We start from the raw sequence: 23,647 nt of genomic DNA on the forward strand, positions 1-23,647 counted from the left end.
GCGCTTGGAAATGGGCCGCGGAGCGACCCGGGCTGCATTCCCACGCAGAGCGTGGGAACGATCTGCGTGAGCGGTAAGAAATAACCGCTCGCCCCGCTTGCGCGGCCACCTCCTGCTCACTAACGTAGCGCCTTTACTGACGCTACCCCCCGCAGGAGCTTTGCCATGGCCTCGCCAGCCCTCACACAATTTCTTCCCCGGTTCGGCGTTGCCGCAGCAGTGGCCGGTGTCTTGAGCCTGTCCGGTTGCCAGACCTGGAACGCTCAGGACACCCTCCCGCCAACCTCCGGTGTGCAGCCGCTCAAGGGCCTGGCGCAGAACGTCTCGGTGCGGCGCAACGCCATGGGCATGCCGCTGATCGAGAGCAACAGCTTCCACGATGCGCTGTTCGCCCTCGGTTATGTGCACGCCAGCGACCGCATCAACCAGATGGTCACCCTGCGCCTGCTGGCCCAGGGCCGCCTGGCGGAAATGTCCGGGGCGTCGCTGCTCGATGCCGACCGCTACATGCGTGCGGTCAATCTGAAGAAGAGCGCCGACGAGCTGTACAAGGCCTCGTCGCCGCGCCTCAAACGCTTCTTCGAAGTCTATGCGCGGGGCGTCAACGCCTACCTGTTCCGCTATGCCGAGAAACTGCCGGGCGACCTCGCCAGCAGCGGTTACAAGCCGGAGTACTGGAAGCCGGAAGATTCGGCGCTGATTTTCTGCCTGCTGAACTTCAGCCAGTCGGCCAACCTGCCGGAAGAAATCGCCTCACTGGTGCTGGCGCAGACGGTCAGCAGCGACAAACTCGCCTGGCTGACGCCATCGGCGCCTGACGAAAACCTGCCGCTGGCCGAAGCCGACAAGCTGCAGGGCATCAAGCTCAACGGGCAGATCCCCGGCCTCGGCGAACTGAGCAACGCCAGTGAACAACTGGCGGCGCTGAATCTGCTCGGCACCACGACCTCGAACAACTGGGCCATCGCCCCGCAGCGCAGCCGCAGCGGCAAGAGCCTGCTGGCCAGCGATAGCCACGGCCCGCTGGCCGCGCCGTCGCTGTGGAGCTTCGTGCAGATCCGCGCGCCGAAATATCAGGCCGCCGGTGTCACCGTGGCCGGTCTGCCGATGGTGCTCGGCGGTTTCAACGGCAAAGTGGCGTGGAGCCTGACCAGCGTGCTCGGCGACAACCAGGACCTGTTCCTGGAAAAAATCCGTCGCCAGGGCAGCAGCCTGACCTACGAGGTCAATGGCAAATGGCAGCCGCTGGGCGTGCGCAATGAAACCTATTTCGTCAAAGGCCAGCGGCCGATTCGCGAAGCGGTGTACGAAACCCGCCACGGTGCGCTGCTCAACAGCTCACAGGCTGCCGCCCAAGGGGCAGGCTTTGGCCTGGCGTTGCAGACCCCGAGCTTCACCGATGACAAATCCCTCGATGCGTTCTTCGACCTGAGCCGCGCCCAGACCGTGGAACGCGCCTCCGACGCCAGCCGGGAAATCCGCGCCATCGCGCTGAACCTGGTGTTCGCCGACGCCAGCAACATCGGCTGGCAAGTCACCGGGCGTTTCCCCAACCGTCGCGAAGGCGAAGGCCTGCTGCCCTCGCCGGGCTGGGAAGGTCGCTACGACTGGGACGGTTACGCCGACCCGATGCTCCATCCGTACGATCAGGACCCGGCGCAAGGCTGGCTCGGCACGGCCAACCAGCGAGTCATTCCCCATGGCTACGGCATGCAACTGTCCAACTCCTGGGCCGCCCCGGAACGTGGCGAGCGCCTGGCCGAACTGGCCGGCAGCGGCAAACATGACGGCCGCAGCGTGATCGCCATGCAATACGACCAGACCACCACCTTCGCCGCCAAACTGAAGAAGATGTTCGAGGCACCGGGCATGGCCCAGCCGCTGAAACAGGCAATCGATGCCCTGCCGGAAGCCGAGCGCAACAAGGCCCGCGAGGCCTACACGCGTTTGCTGGCGTTCGACGGCAAGCTCAGCCCGACTTCGGCCGATGCAGCGATCTACGAACTGTTCCTGCAGGAAAGCATGAAGCAGATCTTCCTCGACGAACTCGGCCCCGAATCGAGTCCGGCGTGGAAAGCCTTTGTCGCCAATGGTGATCTTTCCTACGCGGCGCAGGCCGATCACCTGCTCGGTCGTGAAGACAGCCCTTTCTGGGACGACGTGCGCACCCCGCACAAAGAAGACAAACCGGCGATCCTCGCCCGCAGCCTGGCCGCAGCGATCAGCGCCGGCGACAGTCAACTCGGCGGCGATCACAAGGCCTGGCAGTGGGGCAAACTGCATCGCTACGAATGGAAAAACGCCAGCGGCCAGACCGTGCGCGGTCCACTCGCCGCGGGCGGTGACCACACCACGCTGAACACCGCGGCGTTTGCCTGGGGTCAGGACTTCAACACCCGCCGTGCGCCGTCGATGCGTTTCATCGTCGACTTCGGCCAGAGTGAGCCGCTGATGGGGCAGAACGGCACAGGACAGTCGGGTAACCCGGCCAGTGCGAGCTACCTCAACGGCATCGATGCCTGGCTCAAGGGCCAGTACATCGGTCTGCCGATGCAGCCGCAGAACTTTGATCGGGTCTACGGAAAAACGCGCCTGACCCTGACGCCCGGCAAATAACCCCCCAGGCGAATAGTCCCATCGCCCTGATCCTGTCCCGACGGGAGGGGGGACTGATTGGGGTTGCTGGAAAACTACATCGAGCCGAACGCCCGACGCCGAATCCCACATCGGCCCGGGCTTTCAGGCCGGTGCAGGACGCCAGACACCTCCGTCAGCCCCCTCTCCCTCCGGGAGGGCTGGGGTAAGGGGGAGCGAGTTCCCCTGCTGCCCTGCCCCTGCGCCGCCCGCAAAAGTCGATAGAACTTCCGTCCCCGCACCCGCCTCATAGCTAACAAGCCCACCCTTTGCGGGAACGACATGGACCTGGTTATCGCGCGTCCCGAAGGCTTGTACTGCCCCGCCGGAGATTTCTACATCGACCCGTGGCGGCCGGTCGAGCGCTCGGTCATCACCCACGCCCACGGCGATCACGCCCGCGGCGGCAACCAGCATTATCTGGCCAGCAGCGCCAGCGAAGGCATTCTGCGTGCACGCCTGGGCCAGGACATCAACCTGCAGACCCTGGCCTACGGCCAGCGCCTGACCCACCACGGCGTCACCCTCAGCTTCCACCCTGCCGGTCACGTGCTGGGCTCGGCCCAGGTGCGCCTGGAGTACGGCGGTGAGGTCTGGGTCGCCTCCGGCGACTACAAAATCGAGCCCGATGGCACCTGCGCGCCCTTCGAACCGGTGCGCTGCCACACCTTCATCACCGAATCGACGTTCGGCCTGCCGATCTATCGCTGGCAGCCGCAAGCCCAGGTGTTCGCCGAAATCAACGATTGGTGGCGGGGCAATATCGCGGCCAGCAAGGCCAGCGTGCTGTTCTGCTATTCGTTCGGCAAGGCCCAGCGGATTCTCCACGGCATCGACGAAAACATCGGCCCGATCCTCAGCCACGGCGCGGTCGAGCCGTTGAACCGCGTCTACCGCGACGCCGGGGTGTACCTGCCGCCGACCCTCTACGCCGGGGACGTAAAGAAAAGCGATCCGTTGATGCGTCAGGCGCTGGTCATTGCCCCGCCCTCCGCCGGTGGCAGCAGCTGGATGCGCCGCTTCGGCGATTACAGCGACAGCTTTGCCAGCGGCTGGATGCGCCTGCGCGGCACGCGGCGGCGGCGTGGCGTCGATCGCGGCTTCGTGCTCTCCGATCACGCCGACTGGCCGGGCCTGCTGTGGGCCATCGCCCAGACCGGCGCCGAACGGGTGATGGTCACCCACGGTTCGATCGGCGTGCTCGTCCGTCACCTGCGCGAGCAAGGCCTCGATGCCCAGGGTTTCAACACCGAATACGGTGACGATGAAGAGGACAACGTCGCCGCCGAACCGGCAATCGCCGAGGTGCAACCATGAAGGATTTCGCCGGGTTGTACGCCGAACTCGACGCGACCACGTCGAGCAACGCCAAACTTGCCGCCATGCAGGCCTACTTCGCCCAGGCCGCACCGCAGGATGCCGCCTGGGCGGTGTATTTCCTGTCCGGCGGTCGGCCGCGGCAACTGGTGCCGGTGCGCATCCTGCGCGAACTGGCGGTCGAGGTGTCCGGACTGACCCCGTGGTTGTTCGAAGAGAGCTACCAGGCCGTCGGCGATCTGGCGGAAACCATTTCCCTGGTCCTGGCCGAAAACCCGCACAGCTCCGCCGCCGGCCTCGCCGAATGGATCGAAGACAAACTGCTGCCGCTGCGCGGGGAAACCCCGGAAAACCTCGCCCGCCTGTTACCGCAGCTGTGGGCGCAACTGGATCGGCCGAGCCTGATGCTGTGCATCAAGTTGATCACCGGCAGCTTCCGCGTCGGCGTGTCGAGACTGCTGGTGACCCGGGCCCTGGCGGCAATGGCCGGGCTCGACAGCAAACGCGTGGCCCAGCGCCTGGTGGGTTACACCGACCTGTCCAACCGGCCGAGCGCCGACAGTTACCTGAAACTGATCGCTGCGGAATCCGCCGACGAACATGCGCAGCGGGGCGGCCAGCCCTATCCGTTTTTTCTTGCCCACGCCCTGTCGCAACCGGTGGAACAGTTCGAAACCCTGCTCGGCCCGGCCAGCAACTGGCAGGTGGAATGGAAGTGGGACGGCATCCGTGCCCAGGTGGTCAAGCGTGACGGGCGGCTGTGGATCTGGTCGCGTGGCGAGGAACTGGTGACCGAGCGCTTCCCCGAACTTGACGTGCTGGTACAGGGGTTGCCCGACGGCACGGTGATCGACGGCGAAATCGTCGTATGGAAGAACGCCGGGCCCGGCACCGTAGACGCCTTCGACCCGCAAGCCACGACGCCACCGGCCGTGCAACCGTTTGCCCAGCTGCAGCAGCGGATCGGGCGTAAGACGCTGGACAAAAAGATTCTCGAGGAAGTGCCGGTGGTGGTCCTCGCCTATGACTTGCTGGAATGGCAGGGTGACGACTGGCGCAACCAGCCCCAGGCGCGACGCCGGGAACAGCTGGACCAGGTGATTGCCCGCTGTAACAGCCCGGTGCTGTTACCTTCGCCGGTGCTGAGCGGCACCGACTGGTTCGATCTGGCCCGCCAGCGTGAAGCGTCACGACGCCTGGGCGTCGAGGGCATGATGCTCAAGGCCCGCGATGCGATGTACGGCGTGGGCCGGACCAAGGACATGGGCGTGTGGTGGAAATGGAAGGTCGACCCGTTCAGCGTCGACGCCGTGCTGATCTACGCCCAGCGCGGCCACGGGCGCCGCGCCAGCCTGTACAGCGATTACACCTTCGCCGTGTGGGACGGCCCGCCGAGCGCCAGCCAACGCTCGCTGGTGCCGTTCGCCAAGGCTTATTCCGGGCTGACCGATGAGGAAATGCGCCAGGTCGACAGCATCGTGCGCAAGACCACCGTGGAAAAATTCGGCCCGGTCAGCAGCGTGAAGCCAAGCCTGGTGTTCGAACTGGGCTTCGAAGGCATCGCCCTCTCACGCCGGCACAAGAGCGGCATTGCCGTGCGCTTCCCGCGCATGCTGCGCTGGCGCCAGGACAAGACCGTCGACGAAGCCGACAGCCTGGCGACGCTGCAGGATCTGCTGGCCTGACCCAAGCGGCCTGCGCGTTATCTCGCCCGGCGCGGGAAGGTCAGCCGGGTGCGCCACGACCCGGCAAAAGCCGCCCGGACAGCGCTCGCCAAGCATCTCTCGCCCAACACGCGGCGACGATCACGCCCGCAAACAGTGCAACGGGTTTTCAATGCCCGTTTTCGTGCACCAAAGCCTCTCGCCGGCATCGTTTCCAACCTTTTAAAACACTTGTTCGGGACTCTGGTTCGGAAATTGCTACTTTCTATAGGTCGTAAGCGTTGCAGTAACAATAATTCTGCGCCACAAGCGCTCATATTGGTTCTTAGGGATTGAATAATGAAAAAAGCATTGCTGACCCTTTCTGCACTGGCGTTGTGCATGGCTGCCGGCTCCGCGCTGGCCAAGGAATACAAAGAGCTGCGTTTTGGCGTTGACCCATCCTACGCACCGTTCGAGTCGAAAGCGGCCGACGGCAGCCTGGTGGGCTTCGACATTGACCTGGGCAACGCGATCTGCGCCGAGCTGAAGGTCAAGTGCAAATGGGTTGAAAGCGACTTCGACGGCATGATTCCAGGCCTCAACGCCAACAAGTTCGACGGTGTGATCTCGTCGATGACGGTAACACCGGCCCGTGAAAAGGCGATCGACTTCTCCAGCGAACTGTTTTCCGGCCCGACCGCTTATGTGTTCAAGAAGGGTTCCGGCCTGAGCGACGACGTCGCCTCCCTCAAGGGCAAGGCTGTCGGTTACGAGCAAGGCACCATTCAGGAAGCCTACGCCAAGGCCGTGCTGGAAAAGGCCGGCGTGAAAATCCAGGCCTACGCCAACCAGGACCAGGTCTACGCCGACCTGAAAAACGGCCGTCTCGACGCCTCGATCCAGGACATGCTGCAAGCCGAACTGGGCTTTTTGAAGTCGCCTGACGGCGCCGGCTACGAAGTCAGCAAGCCGGTCGACAGCGAATTGCTGCCGGCGAAAACCGCTGTCGGTATTAAGAAAGGTAACAAAGACCTCAAGGCGCTTTTAGATAAAGGTATCAAAGCGTTACACGACGACGGCAAATACGCCGAGATTCAAAAGAAACACTTTGGCGATCTGAATCTGTACAGCGGTAAATAATGCCCTGGCGCCCATCCCGCGATGGGCGCCTTTTCCGTCCGCTCAGGTTGCTGATTTATGTTCGAAAACCTCTTACAAAATCTGGGGCTCTCCGCCTTCAGCCTCAAAGGCTTCGGCCCGTTGCTGTTGGAAGGCACCTGGATGACCATCAAATTGTCGGCGTTGTCGCTGCTGGTGGCCGTGTTGCTCGGCCTCTTGGGCGCCAGTGCCAAACTGTCGAAATCGAAACTGCTGCGCCTGCCCGCCCAGCTCTACACCACGCTGATTCGCGGCGTGCCGGACCTGGTGCTGATGCTGTTGATCTTCTACAGCCTGCAAACCTGGCTGACGGCGCTGACCGATGTCATGGAGTGGGACTACATCGAAATCGACTCCTTCACCGCCGGGGTCATCACCCTGGGCTTCATCTATGGCGCGTATTTCACGGAAACCTTCCGTGGCGCGATTCTCGCCGTGCCACGCGGACAGGTTGAAGCGGCCACCGCCTACGGCCTCAAGCGCGGCCAGCGCTTTCGCTTCGTGGTGTTCCCGCAAATGATGCGCTTCGCCCTGCCGGGTATCGGCAACAACTGGATGGTGATGCTCAAGGCCACGGCGCTGGTGTCGATCATCGGCCTGGCCGACCTGGTCAAGGCCGCGCAGGATGCCGGCAAAAGCACTTATCAACTGTTCTACTTCCTGGTACTCGCCGCCTTGATCTATCTGCTGATCACCAGTGCGTCGAACGTCATCCTGCGCTGGCTCGAGCGTCGTTACGCCGCCGGTGCCCGGGAGGCCGTACGATGATCGAACTCCTGCAGGAATACTGGAAACCCTTCCTCTACAGCGACGGCAACAATATCACCGGCCTGGCGATGACCATGTGGCTGCTCAGTGCGTCGATCTTCATCGGCTTCCTGGCGTCGATTCCGCTGTCGATCGCGCGGGTGTCCGCGCACTTCTATGTGCGCTGGCCGGTACAGTTCTACACCTACCTGTTCCGCGGCACGCCGCTGTATATCCAGCTGCTGATCTGCTACACCGGGATCTACAGCCTGGCCGCCGTACGTGCGCAACCGTTGCTCGACAGTTTCTTCCGCGATGCGATGAACTGCACGATCCTCGCCTTTGCCCTGAACACCTGCGCCTACACCACGGAGATCTTTGCCGGGGCGATCCGCAGCATGAACCATGGCGAAGTCGAAGCCGCCAAGGCCTACGGCCTCACCGGCTGGAAGCTGTATGCCTACGTGATCATGCCGTCGGCGCTGCGCCGTTCGTTGCCGTATTACAGCAACGAAGTGATCCTGATGCTGCACTCGACCACCGTGGCCTTCACCGCCACCATCCCCGACATCCTGAAAGTCGCGCGGGACGCCAACTCGGCGACCTACCTGACCTTTCAGTCGTTCGGCATCGCCGCGCTGATCTACCTGACCATCACCTTTGCGCTGGTCGGCCTGTTCCGCCTCGCCGAACGCCGCTGGCTGGCCTTCCTCGGGCCGACCCACTAGGACTCAGACGAACATGCGCCACCAGATACATGACCTGCTGGCCCCCGTACCGGGGACTGCACGCCAGATCCACAGCTTCCATTTCGGCCCGGAGCAGGCCAAGGGCAAGATCTACATCCAGTCCTCGCTGCATGCCGACGAACTGCCCGGCATGCTCGTGGCCTGGCACCTCAAGCAACGCCTGGCGGAGCTGGAAGCCGCCGGGCGCCTGCGCAGCGAAATCGTCCTGGTACCGGCGGCCAATCCGGTCGGCCTGGAACAGGTGCTGATGGACGTGCCGCTAGGCCGCTACGAGCTGGAGAGCGGGCAGAATTTCAACCGCTGGTTCATCGACCTCAGCGAAGAAATCGGCAACGCCGTCGAGGCGCAGCTGGGCGACGACCCACAGCGCAACCTCGAACTGATCCGCGCCAGCCTGCGCACCGCCCTCGCCCGCCACACGGCCACCACCCAGTTGCAATCGCAGCGCCTGACCCTGCAACGGCTGGCCTGCGATGCCGACATGGTGCTCGACCTGCACTGCGATTTCGAATCGGTGGTGCACCTCTACACCACGCCCGAAGCGTGGCCGCAGGTCGAACCGCTGGCACGCTATATGGAATCGCAGGCCAGCCTGCTGGCCACCGACTCCGGCGGCCAGTCGTTCGACGAATGCTTCACGCTGCTGTGGTGGCAATTGCAGGAACGCTTCGGCGAACACTTCGAGATTCCGCTGGGCAGTTTCTCGGTGACCGTCGAGTTGCGCGGCCAGGCCGACGTCAATCACCCGCTGGCCAGTCGCGACTGCCAGGCGCTGATCGATTATCTGATCCGCTTCGGTGCAATCGTCGGCGAAGCGGCACCGCTGCCGGCAATGCCGTTCCCCGCCACGCCGCTGGCCGGGGTGGAACCGGTGGTCACGCCGGTTGGCGGGCTGCTGGTGTACAGCGCAAGCGCCGGGCAATACCTGCACGCAGGTGAAAAAATTGCCGAAATCATCGACCCGATCACCGACCGGGTTACCCCCATTCATTGCACCGCTGCCGGTCTTATGTATGCCCGCTCCCTGCGGCGCATGGCCACTGCCGGCATGGTCATCGCCCACGTCGCGGGCGCCGAAGCCTATCGCAGCGGCTATCTACTTTCGCCTTGAGGATGCCTGTCCCATGTACAAATTGACCGTTGAAGGCCTGCACAAAAGCTATGGCGACCATCAGGTGCTCAAAGGCGTGTCGCTCAAGGCCAGAACCGGCGACGTGATCAGCCTGATCGGCGCCAGCGGCTCGGGCAAGAGCACCTTTCTGCGTTGCATCAACTTTCTCGAGCAACCCAACGACGGCGCCATGAGCCTCGATGGCCAGGCGATCCGCATGGTCACCGACCGCCACGGCATGCACGTCGCCGACGCCGCCGAGCTGCAGCGTCTGCGCACACGGCTGGCGATGGTGTTCCAGCACTTCAACCTGTGGAGCCACATGACCGTGCTGGAAAACATCACCATGGCCCCGCGCCGGGTGTTGGGTTGCAGCAAGCAGGAAGCCGAAGACCGTGCGCGGCGTTACCTGGACAAGGTCGGGCTGCCGGCACGGGTCGCCGAGCAATACCCGGCGTTCCTGTCCGGCGGCCAGCAACAGCGCGTGGCCATTGCCCGCGCGCTGGCGATGGAGCCGGAAGTGATGCTGTTCGACGAACCGACCTCGGCGCTCGACCCGGAACTGGTAGGCGAAGTGCTCAAGGTGATTCAGGGCCTGGCCGAAGAAGGCCGGACCATGATCATGGTGACCCACGAGATGAGTTTTGCGCGCAAGGTGTCCAGCCAGGTGCTGTTTCTGCATCAAGGGCTGGTGGAGGAAGAAGGCGCTCCGGAAGAGGTGTTGGGCAATCCGAAGAGCGAGCGGCTCAAGCAGTTTTTAAGTGGAAATCTAAAGTAACTCAGCAACGTTTACGGGCCGCACTTCGCGGCCCGTAATGGCGGAACCTGCCCGCTCATTATTTTAGTTTCAGCGAAAACTCGCCACCTTCGAACTTATAACTTACGCCATCGGATACTGCCGTTCCTTCAAACAAGCCTGACATGCCCGACTCGTCATTTTTAATGACATTAATCGTGCCCACCACTGCCACCAGATAAAGGCCTTTCTCGAACACCACCGCTGCTCTGTCCAGCGTATTGATGTCCATTGGATATTTGCCAGGCAGCGTCTCCCTGCCTACCCCCAGAAACAGCCCGGCGCCCCTGAAGGACTGGTCCACCGTGCGGTTGTCCAGATGGCGTCTTCCGGAGTCCGCGATTTCGCGATAACACGTCTGCCCCTCACTGTTGAAATGAAACGTCGCATCCGCGGTTCTGACAGTCGCCTTGAAGTCGCCTGGGTACCACTCACAACCTGTTTTAGGAGCGAACTCAGCCTGCAATTTATCGCGTGAAATACTGTTCATGTCGGCACCTTGCAAAATTACCCATGGAGGAAAATTTCAAGTTCAGTCTGCGTTCGCATCACACCATCTGATATAGCGCTCAACAACTGACAACATTGACAGTTGATAAAAGTAGTTTTCCGTGAACGCCGTTTATCAAAAACGGCAAACAAACCGACTGAAAAGTGAATTGAGTTGAGCGCTATTGCCCTACCGCATGGTTCATTGCTCAAACCGCCTGCGCCACTAAACTTCTTGGTCAGCTCGACTGTCTCTGGTTAATCACCCCCGGAGCACCGAGGACGCATGGAACCCCTCATCAACTGCGCAAAAGTCTGGTTTGCCGAACGGGGCTGGAAACCTTTTCCGTTCCAGAAACAGGTCTGGGCGGCAGTCAAGCGCGGAGAGTCCGGGTTACTCCACGCCAGCACCGGCGCCGGGAAAACCTATGCGGTGTGGTTTGCGGCCCTCAATCGCTTCGCCCGCAGGCGACCAGTCGTTGAAACCCGGCGCAAACGCCAGCCCCCGGCCGAACCGCTGACCGTGCTGTGGATCACGCCGATGCGTGCGCTGGCGGCGGATACCGCCCGGGCGCTGCAGGCACCGCTGGATGACCTGGGCCTTCCGTGGAGCGTCGGCCTGCGCACCGGCGACACCGGCAGCAGCGAACGTGCCCGGCAGAACCGACGCCTGCCGACAACGCTGATCACTACCCCGGAAAGCCTGACCCTGATGCTCGCCCGCGCCGATGCGCAGACCGCGCTGTCGACGCTGCGCATGGTGGTGGTGGACGAGTGGCACGAATTGCTCGGCAACAAACGTGGCGTGCAATTGCAACTGGCCCTGGCACGACTGCGACGCTGGCACCCGCAACTGATCGTCTGGGGCGTGTCGGCCACGCTTGGCAATCAGTCCCACGCCGAACAGGTACTGATCCCACAAGGCGGCGGTGTAAGCATCCAGGGCCAGAGCGAAAAATCCCTGAAGGTCGACACCCTGCTCCCACCCGCCATTGAGCGTTTTCCCTGGGCCGGGCACATCGGTCTGAAGATGTTGCCGCAAGTGGTCGCCGAACTGGATGCCTGCGCCAGCAGCCTGGTGTTCACCAACACCCGCGCCCAATCGGAAATCTGGTATCAGGCGCTGCTCGAAGCGCGACCGGACTGGGCCGGGTTGATCGCCCTGCACCACAGTTCGCTGTCGCGCGACACCCGCGACTGGGTCGAGCAGGCCTTGAAGGAGGGTCATCTGAAAGCGGTGGTGTGCACCTCGAGCCTGGACCTGGGCGTGGACTTCCTGCCGGTGGAACGGGTGCTGCAGATCGGTTCGGCCAAGGGCGTCGCACGTCTGATGCAGCGGGCCGGGCGTTCCGGTCATGCCCCCGGCCGCACCTCGCGGGTCACGCTGGTGCCGACCCACAGCCTGGAGTTGATCGAGGCGGCTGCCGCCCGCGATGCCGTCGAGCAACGCCGCATCGAGCCACGCCTGTCGCCGCACAAACCGTTGGATGTCCTGGTGCAGCACCTGGTCAGCATGGCCCTCGGTGGTGGCTTTATTCCCCAGGAGCTGTACGAAGAAGTCCGAGGTGCCTGGGCCTATCGAGAACTGACGCTGGCTGACTGGGCCTGGGCATTGGCTTTCGTACGCCATGGCGGGACATCGCTGACGGCCTATCCGGATTACCGGCGCGTCGAGCCGGACGAGGATGGCGTCTGGCGTGTGCCCGACGCCCGCCTGGCGCGCCGTCATCGGATGAGCGTCGGCACCATCGTCAGCGATGCCAGCATTCAATTGAAGTTCTGGAGCAAGGGTGGCGGCGGCAAGCAGTTGGGCAGCGTCGAGGAAGGCTTCATCGCCCGGCTCAAACCCGGCGACGGATTTCTGTTCGCCGGGCGCCTGCTGGAACTGGTCCGCGTGGAAAACATGACCGCCTATGTCAAACGCAGCACGGCGAAGAAAGCCGCGGTGCCACGCTGGAATGGCGGGCGCATGCCGCTGTCCAGCGAGTTGGCCGAGGCCGTGGTCACTCGTTTCAGTGCCGCGGCACAAGGGCAGTTCGCCGGGCCGGAAATGCACGCCCTGCGCCCGCTGCTGGACACCCAGGCACGCTGGTCGGGCCTGCCCACCACCGACAGCCTACTGGCCGAGGTGTTGAAATCCCGCGAAGGCTGGCACCTTTTCCTCTACCCCTTTGCCGGACGCCAGGTGCACCTGGGACTGGCCAGCCTGCTCGCCTGGCGCGTCAGTCAGCGGCAGCCGCTGACATTCTCCATCGCGGTCAACGATTACGGCCTGGAATTGCTCAGCGCCACCCCCGTCGACTGGGCACAGCAGTTCGACCCGGCCCTGCTCAGTCCCGCGCACTTGCTGAGGGATGTACTGGCCAGCCTCAACGCTGGCGAGTTGGCCCTGCGGCGCTTTCGCGAAATCGCGCGGATTGCCGGCCTGGTATTCGCCGGCTACCCCGGCGCGCCGAAAAGCACCCGTCAGGTGCAGGCGTCCAGCGGTCTGTTCTTCGAAGTGTTCAAGCAATATGACGCCGACAACCTGCTGCTGGCCCAGGCCGGGGAAGAAGTCCTACGGGAAGAATTGGATATTCGTCGACTGGAACAGACTTTGGAGCGAATCAACCGGATGAAACTGGATCTGCATCTGATTAAACGTCCGACACCACTGGGCTTTCCATTGCTGGTGGAGCGCATGCGCGAAAGCATGAGTTCGGAAAAACTCGCTGACCGCATCCGGCGCATGGTCGGTGATCTCGAGCAACGTGCCGACTCGGGCAAATCCTGATGAGTGCGCCTTACCCGGTACGCCTCGCGGGTGAAGAGCTCTGGCTGCTGCCGGAAAAAGCCCTGTACTGGCCGGCGCAGCAGGCGTTGTTGATTGCCGACGTCCATTTCGGCAAGGCCGCCGCCTACCGCAGCCTCGGGCAGCCAGTGCCGCAAGGCACCACGGCGAGCAATATCGCGGTGATCGAGCAACTGTTGGCGAAGCTGCCGTGCCGGCAACTGATTTTCCTCGGCGATTTTCTCCACGGGCCCGGCTCGCATGCCGCTGGCACCTTGAAGTTGCTGGCCGAGTGGCGCGCGCGCCACGCCGATCTGCCAATGACGCTGATTCGCGGCAATCACGACAAGCGTGCGGGTGATCCGCCGGCGTCGCTGAACATCCGCGTGGTGCCGGAACCGTTGCTGCTCGGGCCATTCGCCTTGCAGCACGAGCCGCATCCACACCCGCAGCGGCATGTGCTGGCCGGCCATGTGCATCCGGTCTATCGCCTGAATGGCCGTGGCCGGCAAAGTCTGCGCCTGGCCTGTTTCCGCCTCGGCGAACGGCTCAGCCTGCTGCCGGCCTTCGGCGCGTTTACCGGGGGGTATGCGGTGGAACGCGACGACAGCTGCAGGATTTTTGTCATCGGCGACGATGAAATATGGCCGGTCAGCTGAAGTCCTGTTCAGGCATCAACTGACCGGCCATGCAGAAACCAGGCTCAGGCGACAGGCGCGGGTGGCGGCTCGTCCGGCAGGACTGGATCACCGGGCTCGACAGGCTGTTCGTTGGGGGTATCAGGATCAGGCTGGCCCGGGATACCACCGGCCATGCTCAGGGCTGGGTGTGCCAACAAGGACCAGGCCAATACGCCAACCTGATTGGGCTCGAGCCTTGCCAGTTCGGCAGAGATTTGCGGATCGATCTTCATAGGACACTCCTCGGCGAAGGCCCGTTTTGCGGAAACAAAAACGGGCAGTACACCCCCATAGAGTGTCTGCCCGCCAAAGAATTCCCGAGATCCGCCGGATGGACGCCTCAGGTGCGCGGCAGGGTCACGCCACGTTGGCCCTGGTACTTGCCGCCGCGATCCTTGTAGGAAACTTCGCATTCCTCGTCGGACTCGAGGAACAACATCTGCGCCACGCCTTCGTTGGCGTAGATTTTCGCCGGCAGGTTGGTGGTGTTGGAGAATTCCAGGGTCACGTGCCCTTCCCATTCAGGCTCCAGCGGCGTGACGTTGACGATGATGCCGCAACGGGCGTAGGTGCTCTTGCCCAGGCAGATGGTCAGCACGTTGCGCGGAATGCGGAAGTACTCGACGGTGCTGGCCAGGGCGAAGGAGTTCGGCGGAATGATGCAGACGTCGCTGTGGATGTCGACGAAGCTGCCGGCGTCGAAGTTCTTCGGGTCGACGATGGCCGAGTTGATGTTGGTGAACACCTTGAAATGATTGGTGCAGCGCACATCGTAGCCATAGCTCGACACACCATAGGAAATCACCCGGCTGTCGTCGCTGCCGCGCATCTGGCGCTCGACGAAAGGCTCGATCATGCCGTGTTCCTGCGCCATGCGGCGAATCCACTTGTCCGATTTGATGCTCATGGCGGGTGTCCTGAATAGCGAGGTGGAAAAAATCTGTCCGGCATCTTACCGGGCGCGCCGCCGCGTTCAAAGTCCGCGGCGCAATTCTCGGCGATCTTGCTGGATTTGCGCGGCTGCGCGACGAACCGGCACACCGCCGATCCTTAAATCAGAGAAACCTTCGCAAGAAGCATTGGCACGTTCCGGAAAAAGGGTTAAGGTGGCGTCACTGTGCTGCTTGTGTCACTGAGAATCTCTACACGATATGTTGAATTTCGATCCAACCATCTACAAGAATTTTTCCTGCTCTTTGCACTCAGTCTCGGCCAGGGTTCTTCCTGAGTCGCAGTTATCTTTGTTCAAGGAGTTACACCATGTCTAATCGCCAAACCGGTACCGTTAAGTGGTTCAACGATGAAAAAGGCTTCGGCTTCATCACCCCACAATCCGGTGACGATCTGTTCGTTCACTTCAAAGCTATCCAATCCGACGGCTTCAAAAGCCTGAAAGAAGGCCAACAGGTTTCTTTCATCGCTACCCGCGGTCAGAAAGGCATGCAAGCTGAAGAAGTACAAGTTATCTAACTTGTAGCTTCTTTAGAAAAGAGCCCCGCCCTCAAAAGCGGGGCTTTTTTGTGGGCGAGTGTTTTTCACGGGCAAAAAAAATCGCAGCCGGTCAGGGCTGCGATTTTTCCTGTCGACCTTACCAGGCCACGCCGAAACCTGCGGTGTAGCGGGTCTTGTTCAGATCCGCGTCGCTGGTGCCGCTGATGATGTCGCGCTCGGCCTTGAGGTTCAGCGAAGCCCAGTCGGTCACCTTGTAGCGCAGGCCGAGTTCGGCATCGAGCGCATAGTCGGCCACGCCAGACAGTGGCTTGCCGAGTTCGCCATTGGTGAAGAACTCGACTTTCTTGCCGATCAGATAGCGGTTGTAATCCCACTTCATGGCGACCGAATAGAAATTGTCCTTGCCACCGTCGCTGTACTCGTAATCCGTGCGGTTGAGCAGCGAGCCAAGGGAGAAGGCGCCCAGCTCGTCATCCCAGAACTGGTAACCCGGACCGGTACCGACCACGCGCTGACGGGACAGCTCTTCGACGTAGTCACGCTTGTAGTTCAGCCGACCCTGCCAGAACCACTTGTCGGTCAGGAAGCGGTCGAGGGAATACTCGGCGCGCCAGTTGTTGGTCGTCACCACGTCATCCTGAACCTCGCGGTTGTACTCGCCTTCGGCGATGTGCCGCCAGCGACCGTGGCGCGCCGTGGTCTTGAAACCGACGTCATAGTCGTCGGTGTCCTTCTCCGCACGCTGGTAGTCCAGCGCCAGGTCGACGTTGCCCTTCCACACCAGATCCTCGACCACCGGTTTGGGCTTGAGAATCTGCTGGATGCTCGCCAGCTCGACGGTCTTTGGCGCCTCGCCATTGGCCAGGGTGACTTTGCCGTCATCGGCAGCGGTCAGCGACTTGGCTTTCTCACCGTTGTAGGCATCCTGCTTGACCAACAACTCCTGGTCGCTTTCGAGCGTCTTGACCTGCTTCCAGTCAATGGTCACAGCCCCCGCGTACTGGGTCTGCACCAGCAGCTTGCCCCCATCGAACAGGGTGATTTTGCCGCTCAGCTTGTCTCCGTTCTTCAACCAGACGGTATCGGCAAGCAGGGGTGTGGACGCACTGAAAACAGCAAGGCACAGCAAGGTTCTGGACAACATAAGCGGATCGAGGGCTCAGGTTTGCGAAAAAAGGTCGGCATTATCCGTAGGAATAAGACCCTGACAAGGACTGACCCAAGTATTTCTATTGAGTTCATTTCTCATCTGCCCGGTCACGGATTACGCTTGAGGCACAGATCCGCCCTTGTTCAGGAACCGCGTACGTGACAGACCCCAACCATGACCGCGACAGCGCAGCGCAAATCCGACGCACGGCACTCTACTCGACCCTCGCCCAAGTCCCGCCAGGCAAGGTCGTCAGCTATGGTCAACTGGCCGAGCTCGCCGGGTTGGGGCGCGCCGCCCGCTGGGTCGGTCGAACCCTCAGCCAGCTGCCCAGCGACACCAGGCTGCCCTGGCACCGGGTCCTGGCCGCTGGCGGGCGTATCAGCCTGCCGGCAGGCAGTCCATCGGGGGATGAACAACGGGCACGTTTGCGCATGGAAGGCATCTCCATCCTGAACAATCGTGTGGATATTCAGCGCCATGGCTGGCGTCCGGTAGAGCACAGCGGTTAGAGTGCGCGCTTTGTTTTCGCAATCTTGAGGCAGACTTCAGCCCATGCCCCGTAAAACCTGGCGCGCCGCGCTCGCCGCCTATGCCAGTCCTTCGACGCTCGTGCTGTTGTTGCTGGGTTTCGCCGCCGGCCTGCCGTACATGCTGGTGTTTTCCACGCTTTCGGTCTGGCTGCGTGAAGCCGGTGTAGCCCGCGAGACGATCGGCTATGCCAGCCTGATCGGCCTGGCCTATGCCTTCAAGTGGGTATGGTCGCCGCTGCTCGACCAATGGCGCCTGCCATTGCTGGGCAAACTCGGTCGACGCCGCTCATGGCTGGTGCTGTCGCAGACGCTGGTGATCCTCGGTCTGATCGGCATGGGTTTCTGCGATCCGCAGAAACATCTGTCCTGGCTGATCGCCATCGCCGTGATCGTTGCCTTTGCCTCTGCCACCCAGGACATCGCGGTCGACGCCTATCGCCTGGAGATCGCCGACGACAGCCGTCAGGCCGCTCTGGCTGCCAGTTACATGTCCGGCTATCGCGTGGCGGCCCTGCTGGCCACGGCGGGCGCGCTGTTCTTCGCCGAGGGCTTCGGCTCCACCGGTTTCAACTATCAACACGCGGCCTGGACCGGCACCTACGCGCTGTTTGGCGTGCTGATGGTGCCTGCCCTGCTCACCACGCTGCTGATGCGCGAGCCGCCCGTCCCGTTGCGCACGCAGCTGCAGGCCGGGCGCTACACCTTCATGCATCAACTGATGTCGGTGTTCGTGCTGATCATCCTGCTGGTGTCCGTGCCGGCCATGTTCACTCAGCTGTACAACACTGACTTCGCCAGCGTGCTGTTCGAAGGCGTGAGCCCGCTCGACCTGCTGCTGGAAGACCGCGCGTTCCTGCGCGCCATCCTCTACACGACGCTGACCTTCCTCTGCCTGTCGAGCATGGGCCGCCGTGGCCTGGCGCCCGTGCTGACCCCGGTCAACGACTTCATCCTGCGCTACCGCTGGCAGGCGCTGTTGCTGCTCGGGCTGATCGCCACCTACCGGATGTCGGACACCGTGATGGGCGTGATGGCCAACGTGTTCTACATCGACCAGGGTTTCACCAAGGATCAGATCGCCAGTGTCAGCAAGATCTTCGGCCTGATCATGACGCTGGTCGGTGCTGGCATGGGCGGCCTGCTGATCGTGCGCTTCGGCATCCTGCCGATTCTGTTCATCGGCGGTGCGGCCTCGGCCGCCACCAACCTGCTGTTCCTGATGCTCGCCGACATGGGCCCGAACCTGCAGATGCTGGTGGCGACGATCTCCCTCGACAACTTCAGCTCGGGCCTGGCCACGTCGGCCTTCGTCGCCTACCTGTCGAGCCTGACCAACCTGAAGTTCTCCGCCACCCAGTACGCCTTGCTCAGCTCGATCATGCTCCTGCTGCCGCGCCTGATCGGCGGTTACTCCGGGGTGATGGTGGAGAAGTTCGGTTATCACAATTTCTTCCTGATCACCGCCCTGCTCGGCGTGCCGACGCTGGTGCTGATCGCCCTGCACTGGTTCCAGGAGAGCCGTCGCGAAGGCCCGACGCCGACGCCCGAGCCGCTCCCGACTTCGGTCGCGGAAGAGTCGTAGGATATTTCGCAAACGGCGGGACGATTCCCGCCGTCCAGCCTGACCGCCGGCCGCACTTCTGTACGTCAGCAAATCTCGCCGGTACACTGCTCCGTCATTTCCAGTCTCAGCAACCGACAACGGCCAATCATGCGCACCAGTCAATTTTTGCTCGCCACACAGAAAGAAACGCCTTCCGACGCGGTCGTCGTCAGCCACCAGCTGATGTTGCGCGCCGGCATGATCCGCAAACTTGCCTCGGGCCTGTACACCTGGCTGCCGATGGGCTTGCGAGTGATGCGCAAGGTGGAAGCCATCGTTCGCGAAGAAATGGACGCCGCCGGCTCTCTGGAAGTGTTGATGCCGAGCACCCAACCGGCCGAACTGTGGCAGGAATCGGGGCGCTGGGAAGAATACGGCCCTGAGCTGCTGCGCATCAAAGACCGCCACGGTCGCGACTTCTGCGCGGGCCCGACCCACGAAGAAGTGATCACCGATCTGATGCGCAACGAGTTGAGCAGCTACAAGCAGCTGCCCATCAACCTGTACCAGATCCAGACCAAATTCCGTGACGAAATCCGCCCACGCTTCGGTTTGATGCGCGGTCGCGAATTCATCATGAAGGATGCCTACTCGTTCCACGCCGATCAGGCTTCGCTGCAGGTCACCTATGACCGCATGCATCAGGCGTACTGCAATGTATTCACCCGTCTGGGCCTGAAATTCCGTCCGGTTGAAGCCGACAACGGCTCGATCGGCGGCGCTGGCTCCCACGAGTTCCACGTGCTGGCCGAGTCCGGCGAAGACGACATCGTCTTCAGCAACGGCTCCGACTACGCCGCGAACATCGAGAAGGCCGAAGCCGTGCCACGCGAAACCTCGCGCGCCGCACCGAGCGAAGAACTGCGCCTGGTCGACACCCCGAATGCCAAGACCATTGCGCAACTGGTCGAAGGCTTCAACCTGCCGATCGAAAAGACCATCAAGACCCTGATCGTCCACGCCGAAGAAGAAGGCAAGCTGATTGCCCTGATCATCCGTGGCGACCACGAGCTCAACGAAATCAAGGCCGCCAACCAGCCAGGCGTTGCCAGCCCGCTGGTCATGGCCAGCGATGCCGAACTGCGTGACGCCATCGGCGCCGGTGCCGGCTCCCTCGGCCCGCTGAACCTACCGCTGCCAATCATCATCGACCGCTCGGTCGAACTGATGAGCGACTTCGCCATCGGCGCCAACATCGACGACAAGCACTACTTCGGCGTGAACTGGGAGCGCGATCTGCCGGTTCCGACCGTGGCCGACCTGCGCAACGTCGTCGCCGGCGACCCGAGCCCGGACGGCAAGGGCACCCTGGAAATCAAACGCGGCATCGAAGTCGGGCACATCTTCCAGCTGGGCAACAAGTACAGCAAGGCGATGAAGTGCGAAGTGCTGGGCGAGAACGGCAAGCCGGTGACCCTGGAAATGGGTTGCTACGGCATCGGCGTATCCCGCGTGGTGGCTGCCGCCATCGAGCAGAACAACGACGAGAACGGCATCATCTGGAGCGACACCCTGGCGCCGTTCCAGATCGCCCTGGTACCGCTGCGCTATGAAACCGAGCAGGTGCGCGAAGCCACCGACAAGCTGTACGCGGAACTCACCGCGGCCGGTTTCGAAGTGCTGCTGGACGATCGCGACAAGAAAACCAGCCCGGGCATCAAGTTCGCGGACATGGAGCTGATCGGCATTCCACACCGGATCGTGGTCAGCGACCGCGGCCTCGCCGAAGGCAACCTGGAATACAAGAACCGCTCCGAGGCCGAGGCGCAAGCGCTGCCGGTTGCCGACGTGCTGTCCTTCCTTCAGGCCCGTATCCGCCGCTGAAACCAGATAGAGACGTCATGTTCAAGCGAAACACCTTAGGCCTCGGTGGTGCCGCCCTGTGCGGCACCCTGCTGGTCAGCGGCTGTGCCAATCACATGTCACAACGCAGCGAGCACGAGGAGCGGGTCGAGCGCAAACTGCTCGATCACAGCCTGCAGATCGATGTCGGCGAGCCCAAGGTGCTCGAGTTGCCGCAACGTCGGGTGAAGATCAACGAGCAGAAGACTTTCGAAGTCACCGAGTTCGAGGTCACCCGCCGTTACGACCGCTACACGCCTTACCAGCCCTGGCGCGAAGTCTACGAGATTCCGCTGGGGGCGGTGGCCGTGGTGGCCGGTGTCGGCGCCAACGTGGTCAACGTCTTTGCCCTCGGCAACCTGCCGGACAGCGTGACCAAGGACTGGCTGAGCTACGGCTTTGCCGGGCTCAACCCGTTCATGAACGTACAGTCCCACGGTCGCGCCCAGCAGAACCTTGCCGGTATCGATGAAGTCCAGCGCGACAAGCGCATGGAGTATTCGAGCCTGCCGTGGAGCGAGCGTCCGGTACAGGTCAAGGCTGGCAAACAGACCTTCGACATGACCACCGACCGCAACGGCGTACTGCGCCTGAACCTGCTGGACAGCCCGTTCGCCGAAAATGACCTCAATCACATCGGCAAACTGCAGATCAGCGTCGAAGACGCCAAGGATGACGTACACACCGACTCGTCCCTGGCGATCAGCAGTCACTTGCGCGGCAAGTTGCTGGAAGCTCACGGCCTGATCTATGACGACCTGGAAGATGACGAAGTGAGCCAGTGGGTTCACCGGGTCAAACGCCTGTCGGAACTGGGCCTGGAAGAAGAAGCCAGCGAGCTGGAACAGAGCCTGATCGAGCTGACCCGCAACGATCCTGAGTTGCAGGCCGAGTTCCTCAAGTCGCTGACCAAGGATGCGGGGCGCCTTGTCGCCGATCCGGGACCGAATTAACAGCAAAAGCTTCGCGAGCAGGCTCGCTCCCACATTGGAATGCAATCTAATGTGGGAGCGAGCCTGCTCGCGAAGAGGTCCTGACAGACACCGCAAATCTAACGTTCAAACAGCTCCATCTGCTCAAACCCACCGCGCAAATCCTCCAGCCTGACCCCCACACCCAGCAACCGCACCGGTTTCCCGCCGCGATTGAACGCCTGAGTCAGCATCAGTTGATAACTGCCCAGATCGCGCCCCGCCCCGGCCTGCTCCAGGGTGGTCTGAGTGAAATCGTGGAATTTGACTTTGACGAACGGCTTGCCCGGCCGATAGCTGCTGTCGATTCGCGCCATGCGGGTCTTGAGGGTTTCCAGCAGTTCCGGAAGCTTGTCCAGGCAACTGCGCAGATCCGGCAGATCGACATCGTAGGTATTTTCCACACTGATCGACTGCCGCCGACTGTCGTTATGTACCAGGCGCTCATCGATTCCCCGGGCCAGGCTCCACAGACGCTCGCCGAAACTGCCGAATTCGCGCACCAGCGCCAGCTTGTTCCAGTCGCGCAGTTGCCGGCAATCGTTGATGCCGAGCCTGGCCAGTTTGTCGGCGGTGACCTTGCCCACCCCGTGCAACTTGCTCACGGGCAGACCACTGACGAAATCCTCGACCTGATCCGGGGTAATCACGAACAGGCCGTTGGGCTTTTTCCAGTCACTGGCGATCTTCGCCAGAAACTTGTTCGGCGCGACCCCGGCGGACACCGTGATGTGCAGTTGATTGGAGACGCGGCGGCGGATGTCCTGGGCGATTCGCGTGGCGCTGCCGCCGAAGTGGGCGCTGTCGGAAACGTCGAGGTAGGCTTCGTCCAGCGACAACGGCTCGATCAGGTCGGTGTAATCGCTGAAGATCGTGTGAATTTCTTTCGATGCCTCGCGATAGGCGTCCATGCGCGGCTTGACGATGGTCAGGTCGGGGCACAGCTTGAGGGCGTGCCCGGACGACATCGCCGAACGCACCCCGTAGGCGCGCGCTTCATAGTTGCAGGTGGCGATCACCCCGCGCCGATCCGCCGAACCACCCACGGCCAACGGCTTGCCCGCCAGGCTCGGGTCATCCCGCATCTCGATGGCGGCGTAGAAACAGTCACAGTCGACGTGGATGATTTTTCGCTGAGTCATGACAGAAAAGGAAACATGGCAAGCCGGACCGGCAGTATCTCACTGACACCTGTATATAGCACCAGTGGTGTGAAGGTTCTTTTGCACCTGTAGGAAAAGGCTTATGAATTTATTTTCTCAATCGAAAATCAACCGCCAATAGAGCCGAAACCCTTGCGCCACCTGCCCTGCGGCCCTGCCACCCTACCCCGGAAAAGCGCTAAGCGATTGAAGCGGAACAGGTTTTATCCGGACATTGGCTTGACACCGCGGCGATCCTCTGTAGAATGCCGCCACACAGACGCGGGATGGAGCAGTCTGGTAGCTCGTCGGGCTCATAACCCGAAGGTCGTCGGTTCAAATCCGGCTCCCGCAACCAAACATCAGAAAAGGCTACTCGAAAGAGTGGCCTTTTTTGTGCGCGTGAGTTTTTCACCCGGCTTGCGAACCGAAGCGGTGCCCGGACGGGAATTCTTTGCATTTCCGAAACTTAACCTGCGCCCTGCGACCGTTTGCCGCGAATTCACACTTATTTGACCCTTCTCGGGATTATCGGTTGACACCCCGCCGTTCGCCTGTAGAATGCCGCCACACAGACGCGGGATGGAGCAGTCTGGTAGCTCGTCGGGCTCATAACCCGAAGGTCGTCGGTTCAAATCCGGCTCCCGCAACCAAACATCAAAAAAGGCTACTCGAAAGAGTGGCCTTTTTTGTATCTGTGGAAAAAGTCCTTTCGCAACAATGATCTGTCACTGTGCAGTGAACCGTTGAAGATCTTCGGATCCACCTGGTTGCGACTATGCTTGTGTCGCAGGCAAGAGGTCTGCAATCCAGGAACGGCCCTCGCCGATGCCCGACGAGAGGCGTAGTATTTCGTG

Annotated in this window: 20 protein-coding genes and 2 tRNA genes; 17 read left to right on the plus strand and 5 right to left on the minus strand. The window is 62.0% G+C overall.

The window, feature by feature from the left end:
* Positions 1–165 precede the first annotated feature (165 nt).
* From QRN70_RS09580 to QRN70_RS09615, 8 genes are all read left to right on the plus strand, one after another.
* Complete coding sequence (locus tag QRN70_RS09580) at positions 166–2,616, plus strand: penicillin acylase family protein (RefSeq protein ID WP_285417283.1); 2,451 nt, start codon at positions 166–168, stop codon at positions 2,614–2,616.
* 300 nt (positions 2,617–2,916) lie between these two features.
* Positions 2,917–3,951 (plus strand): ligase-associated DNA damage response exonuclease, encoded by a 1,035-nt coding sequence (locus tag QRN70_RS09585; protein ID WP_285417285.1) that lies wholly within the window; start codon positions 2,917–2,919, stop codon positions 3,949–3,951.
* Complete coding sequence (locus tag QRN70_RS09590) at positions 3,948–5,636, plus strand: ATP-dependent DNA ligase (protein WP_285417286.1); 1,689 nt, start codon at positions 3,948–3,950, stop codon at positions 5,634–5,636. The genes QRN70_RS09585 and QRN70_RS09590 overlap by 4 nt, the downstream gene beginning before the upstream one ends.
* 318 nt (positions 5,637–5,954) lie before the next feature.
* On the plus strand, positions 5,955–6,737 hold the full coding sequence (locus tag QRN70_RS09595; protein WP_285417287.1) for a transporter substrate-binding domain-containing protein: 783 nt from the start codon (positions 5,955–5,957) through the stop codon (positions 6,735–6,737).
* Positions 6,738–6,794: 57 nt separating this feature from the next.
* Positions 6,795–7,523, plus strand: coding sequence for an ABC transporter permease (locus tag QRN70_RS09600; RefSeq protein ID WP_003222319.1), 729 nt, complete (start codon positions 6,795–6,797; stop codon positions 7,521–7,523).
* Positions 7,520–8,230 carry an ABC transporter permease gene (locus QRN70_RS09605; RefSeq protein ID WP_285417288.1) on the plus strand — a complete coding sequence of 237 codons (711 nt, stop codon included), beginning with the start codon at positions 7,520–7,522 and terminating at the stop codon, positions 8,228–8,230. Before QRN70_RS09600 ends, QRN70_RS09605 begins: the two co-directional genes overlap by 4 nt.
* A 13-nt stretch (positions 8,231–8,243) precedes the next feature.
* Positions 8,244–9,362: a succinylglutamate desuccinylase/aspartoacylase family protein gene (locus QRN70_RS09610; RefSeq protein WP_285417289.1), complete on the plus strand. Its 1,119-nt coding sequence runs from the start codon at positions 8,244–8,246 to the stop codon at positions 9,360–9,362.
* A 13-nt stretch (positions 9,363–9,375) separates the two neighbouring features.
* Entirely contained in the window at positions 9,376–10,140 is a 765-nt protein-coding gene (locus QRN70_RS09615; RefSeq protein ID WP_285417290.1) for an ABC transporter ATP-binding protein, read from the plus strand.
* A gap of 58 nt (positions 10,141–10,198) precedes the next feature.
* Here QRN70_RS09615 and QRN70_RS09620 read toward each other — a convergent pair whose 3' ends face one another.
* Positions 10,199–10,648, minus strand: coding sequence for a hypothetical protein (locus QRN70_RS09620; RefSeq protein WP_285417291.1), 450 nt, complete (start codon positions 10,646–10,648; stop codon positions 10,199–10,201).
* A 285-nt stretch (positions 10,649–10,933) separates the two neighbouring features.
* On the opposite strand from QRN70_RS09620, the gene QRN70_RS09625 reads away from it, so the two are divergent.
* On the plus strand, positions 10,934–13,420 hold the full coding sequence (locus QRN70_RS09625; RefSeq protein ID WP_285417292.1) for a ligase-associated DNA damage response DEXH box helicase: 2,487 nt from the start codon (positions 10,934–10,936) through the stop codon (positions 13,418–13,420).
* Positions 13,420–14,076, plus strand: a complete 657-nt coding sequence (gene pdeM / locus QRN70_RS09630) for a ligase-associated DNA damage response endonuclease PdeM (RefSeq protein ID WP_285417293.1) — start codon at positions 13,420–13,422, stop codon at positions 14,074–14,076. Before QRN70_RS09625 ends, pdeM begins: the two co-directional genes overlap by 1 nt.
* Before the next feature lie 44 nt (positions 14,077–14,120).
* On the opposite strand, the gene QRN70_RS09635 is transcribed toward pdeM, so the two are convergent.
* A complete protein-coding gene (locus QRN70_RS09635; protein ID WP_285417295.1) occupies positions 14,121–14,330 on the minus strand; it encodes a hypothetical protein in 210 nt (69 codons plus the stop codon).
* A gap of 107 nt (positions 14,331–14,437) precedes the next feature.
* Positions 14,438–15,004, minus strand: coding sequence for a dCTP deaminase (gene dcd, locus QRN70_RS09640; RefSeq protein WP_007940589.1), 567 nt, complete (start codon positions 15,002–15,004; stop codon positions 14,438–14,440).
* 353 nt (positions 15,005–15,357) lie between these two features.
* Between dcd and QRN70_RS09645 the strand changes: the two genes are divergently transcribed.
* Positions 15,358–15,567 (plus strand): cold-shock protein, encoded by a 210-nt coding sequence (locus QRN70_RS09645; protein ID WP_002554837.1) that lies wholly within the window; start codon positions 15,358–15,360, stop codon positions 15,565–15,567.
* 118 nt (positions 15,568–15,685) lie between these two features.
* Here QRN70_RS09645 and QRN70_RS09650 read toward each other — a convergent pair whose 3' ends face one another.
* Positions 15,686–16,693 (minus strand): DUF481 domain-containing protein, encoded by a 1,008-nt coding sequence (locus QRN70_RS09650; RefSeq protein ID WP_285417296.1) that lies wholly within the window; start codon positions 16,691–16,693, stop codon positions 15,686–15,688.
* A 137-nt stretch (positions 16,694–16,830) separates the two neighbouring features.
* On the opposite strand from QRN70_RS09650, the gene QRN70_RS09655 reads away from it, so the two are divergent.
* The 4 genes from QRN70_RS09655 to QRN70_RS09670 all read left to right on the plus strand — a co-directional run bounded on the left by QRN70_RS09655 (position 16,831) and on the right by QRN70_RS09670 (position 21,630).
* On the plus strand, positions 16,831–17,211 hold the full coding sequence (locus QRN70_RS09655; protein WP_502941570.1) for an MGMT family protein: 381 nt from the start codon (positions 16,831–16,833) through the stop codon (positions 17,209–17,211).
* 43 nt (positions 17,212–17,254) lie between these two features.
* Positions 17,255–18,814 (plus strand): AmpG family muropeptide MFS transporter, encoded by a 1,560-nt coding sequence (locus tag QRN70_RS09660; RefSeq protein ID WP_285417299.1) that lies wholly within the window; start codon positions 17,255–17,257, stop codon positions 18,812–18,814.
* Between the two features lie 129 nt (positions 18,815–18,943).
* Entirely contained in the window at positions 18,944–20,659 is a 1,716-nt protein-coding gene (locus QRN70_RS09665; protein ID WP_285417301.1) for a proline--tRNA ligase, read from the plus strand.
* A gap of 17 nt (positions 20,660–20,676) precedes the next feature.
* Positions 20,677–21,630 (plus strand): hypothetical protein, encoded by a 954-nt coding sequence (locus QRN70_RS09670; RefSeq protein ID WP_285417302.1) that lies wholly within the window; start codon positions 20,677–20,679, stop codon positions 21,628–21,630.
* Positions 21,631–21,728: 98 nt separating this feature from the next.
* Here the strand turns inward: QRN70_RS09670 and dinB are convergent, their stop codons facing one another.
* Positions 21,729–22,790: a DNA polymerase IV gene (gene dinB, locus QRN70_RS09675; protein WP_285417303.1), complete on the minus strand. Its 1,062-nt coding sequence runs from the start codon at positions 22,788–22,790 to the stop codon at positions 21,729–21,731.
* A gap of 281 nt (positions 22,791–23,071) precedes the next feature.
* Between dinB and QRN70_RS09680 the strand changes: the two genes are divergently transcribed.
* Together QRN70_RS09680 and QRN70_RS09685 are read left to right on the plus strand one after the other, a co-directional pair.
* Positions 23,072–23,148 (plus strand) — tRNA-Met (locus QRN70_RS09680).
* A gap of 218 nt (positions 23,149–23,366) precedes the next feature.
* Positions 23,367–23,443, plus strand: a tRNA-Met gene (locus QRN70_RS09685).
* Positions 23,444–23,647: the final 204 nt, after the last annotated feature.

The organism is Pseudomonas sp. efr-133-TYG-5 (assembly GCF_030209175.1).
GTDB lineage: Bacteria > Pseudomonadota > Gammaproteobacteria > Pseudomonadales > Pseudomonadaceae > Aquipseudomonas.

Coding starts and splice junctions, on each gene's coding strand:
- QRN70_RS09625 (WP_285417292.1), top strand. CDS start 10,934: ATGGAACCCCTCATCAACTGCGCAAAAGTCTGGTTTGCCGAACGGGGC.
- QRN70_RS09595 (WP_285417287.1), top strand. CDS start 5,955: ATGAAAAAAGCATTGCTGACCCTTTCTGCACTGGCGTTGTGCATGGCT.
- QRN70_RS09665 (WP_285417301.1), top strand. CDS start 18,944: ATGCGCACCAGTCAATTTTTGCTCGCCACACAGAAAGAAACGCCTTCC.
- QRN70_RS09590 (WP_285417286.1), top strand. CDS start 3,948: ATGAAGGATTTCGCCGGGTTGTACGCCGAACTCGACGCGACCACGTCG.
- QRN70_RS09645 (WP_002554837.1), top strand. CDS start 15,358: ATGTCTAATCGCCAAACCGGTACCGTTAAGTGGTTCAACGATGAAAAA.
- dcd (WP_007940589.1), bottom strand. CDS start 15,004: ATGAGCATCAAATCGGACAAGTGGATTCGCCGCATGGCGCAGGAACAC.
- QRN70_RS09605 (WP_285417288.1), top strand. CDS start 7,520: ATGATCGAACTCCTGCAGGAATACTGGAAACCCTTCCTCTACAGCGAC.
- QRN70_RS09600 (WP_003222319.1), top strand. CDS start 6,795: ATGTTCGAAAACCTCTTACAAAATCTGGGGCTCTCCGCCTTCAGCCTC.
- QRN70_RS09580 (WP_285417283.1), top strand. CDS start 166: ATGGCCTCGCCAGCCCTCACACAATTTCTTCCCCGGTTCGGCGTTGCC.
- dinB (WP_285417303.1), bottom strand. CDS start 22,790: ATGACTCAGCGAAAAATCATCCACGTCGACTGTGACTGTTTCTACGCC.
- QRN70_RS09650 (WP_285417296.1), bottom strand. CDS start 16,693: ATGTTGTCCAGAACCTTGCTGTGCCTTGCTGTTTTCAGTGCGTCCACA.
- QRN70_RS09610 (WP_285417289.1), top strand. CDS start 8,244: ATGCGCCACCAGATACATGACCTGCTGGCCCCCGTACCGGGGACTGCA.
- QRN70_RS09670 (WP_285417302.1), top strand. CDS start 20,677: ATGTTCAAGCGAAACACCTTAGGCCTCGGTGGTGCCGCCCTGTGCGGC.
- pdeM (WP_285417293.1), top strand. CDS start 13,420: ATGAGTGCGCCTTACCCGGTACGCCTCGCGGGTGAAGAGCTCTGGCTG.
- QRN70_RS09615 (WP_285417290.1), top strand. CDS start 9,376: ATGTACAAATTGACCGTTGAAGGCCTGCACAAAAGCTATGGCGACCAT.
- QRN70_RS09585 (WP_285417285.1), top strand. CDS start 2,917: ATGGACCTGGTTATCGCGCGTCCCGAAGGCTTGTACTGCCCCGCCGGA.
- QRN70_RS09635 (WP_285417295.1), bottom strand. CDS start 14,330: ATGAAGATCGATCCGCAAATCTCTGCCGAACTGGCAAGGCTCGAGCCC.
- QRN70_RS09620 (WP_285417291.1), bottom strand. CDS start 10,648: ATGAACAGTATTTCACGCGATAAATTGCAGGCTGAGTTCGCTCCTAAA.
- QRN70_RS09660 (WP_285417299.1), top strand. CDS start 17,255: ATGCCCCGTAAAACCTGGCGCGCCGCGCTCGCCGCCTATGCCAGTCCT.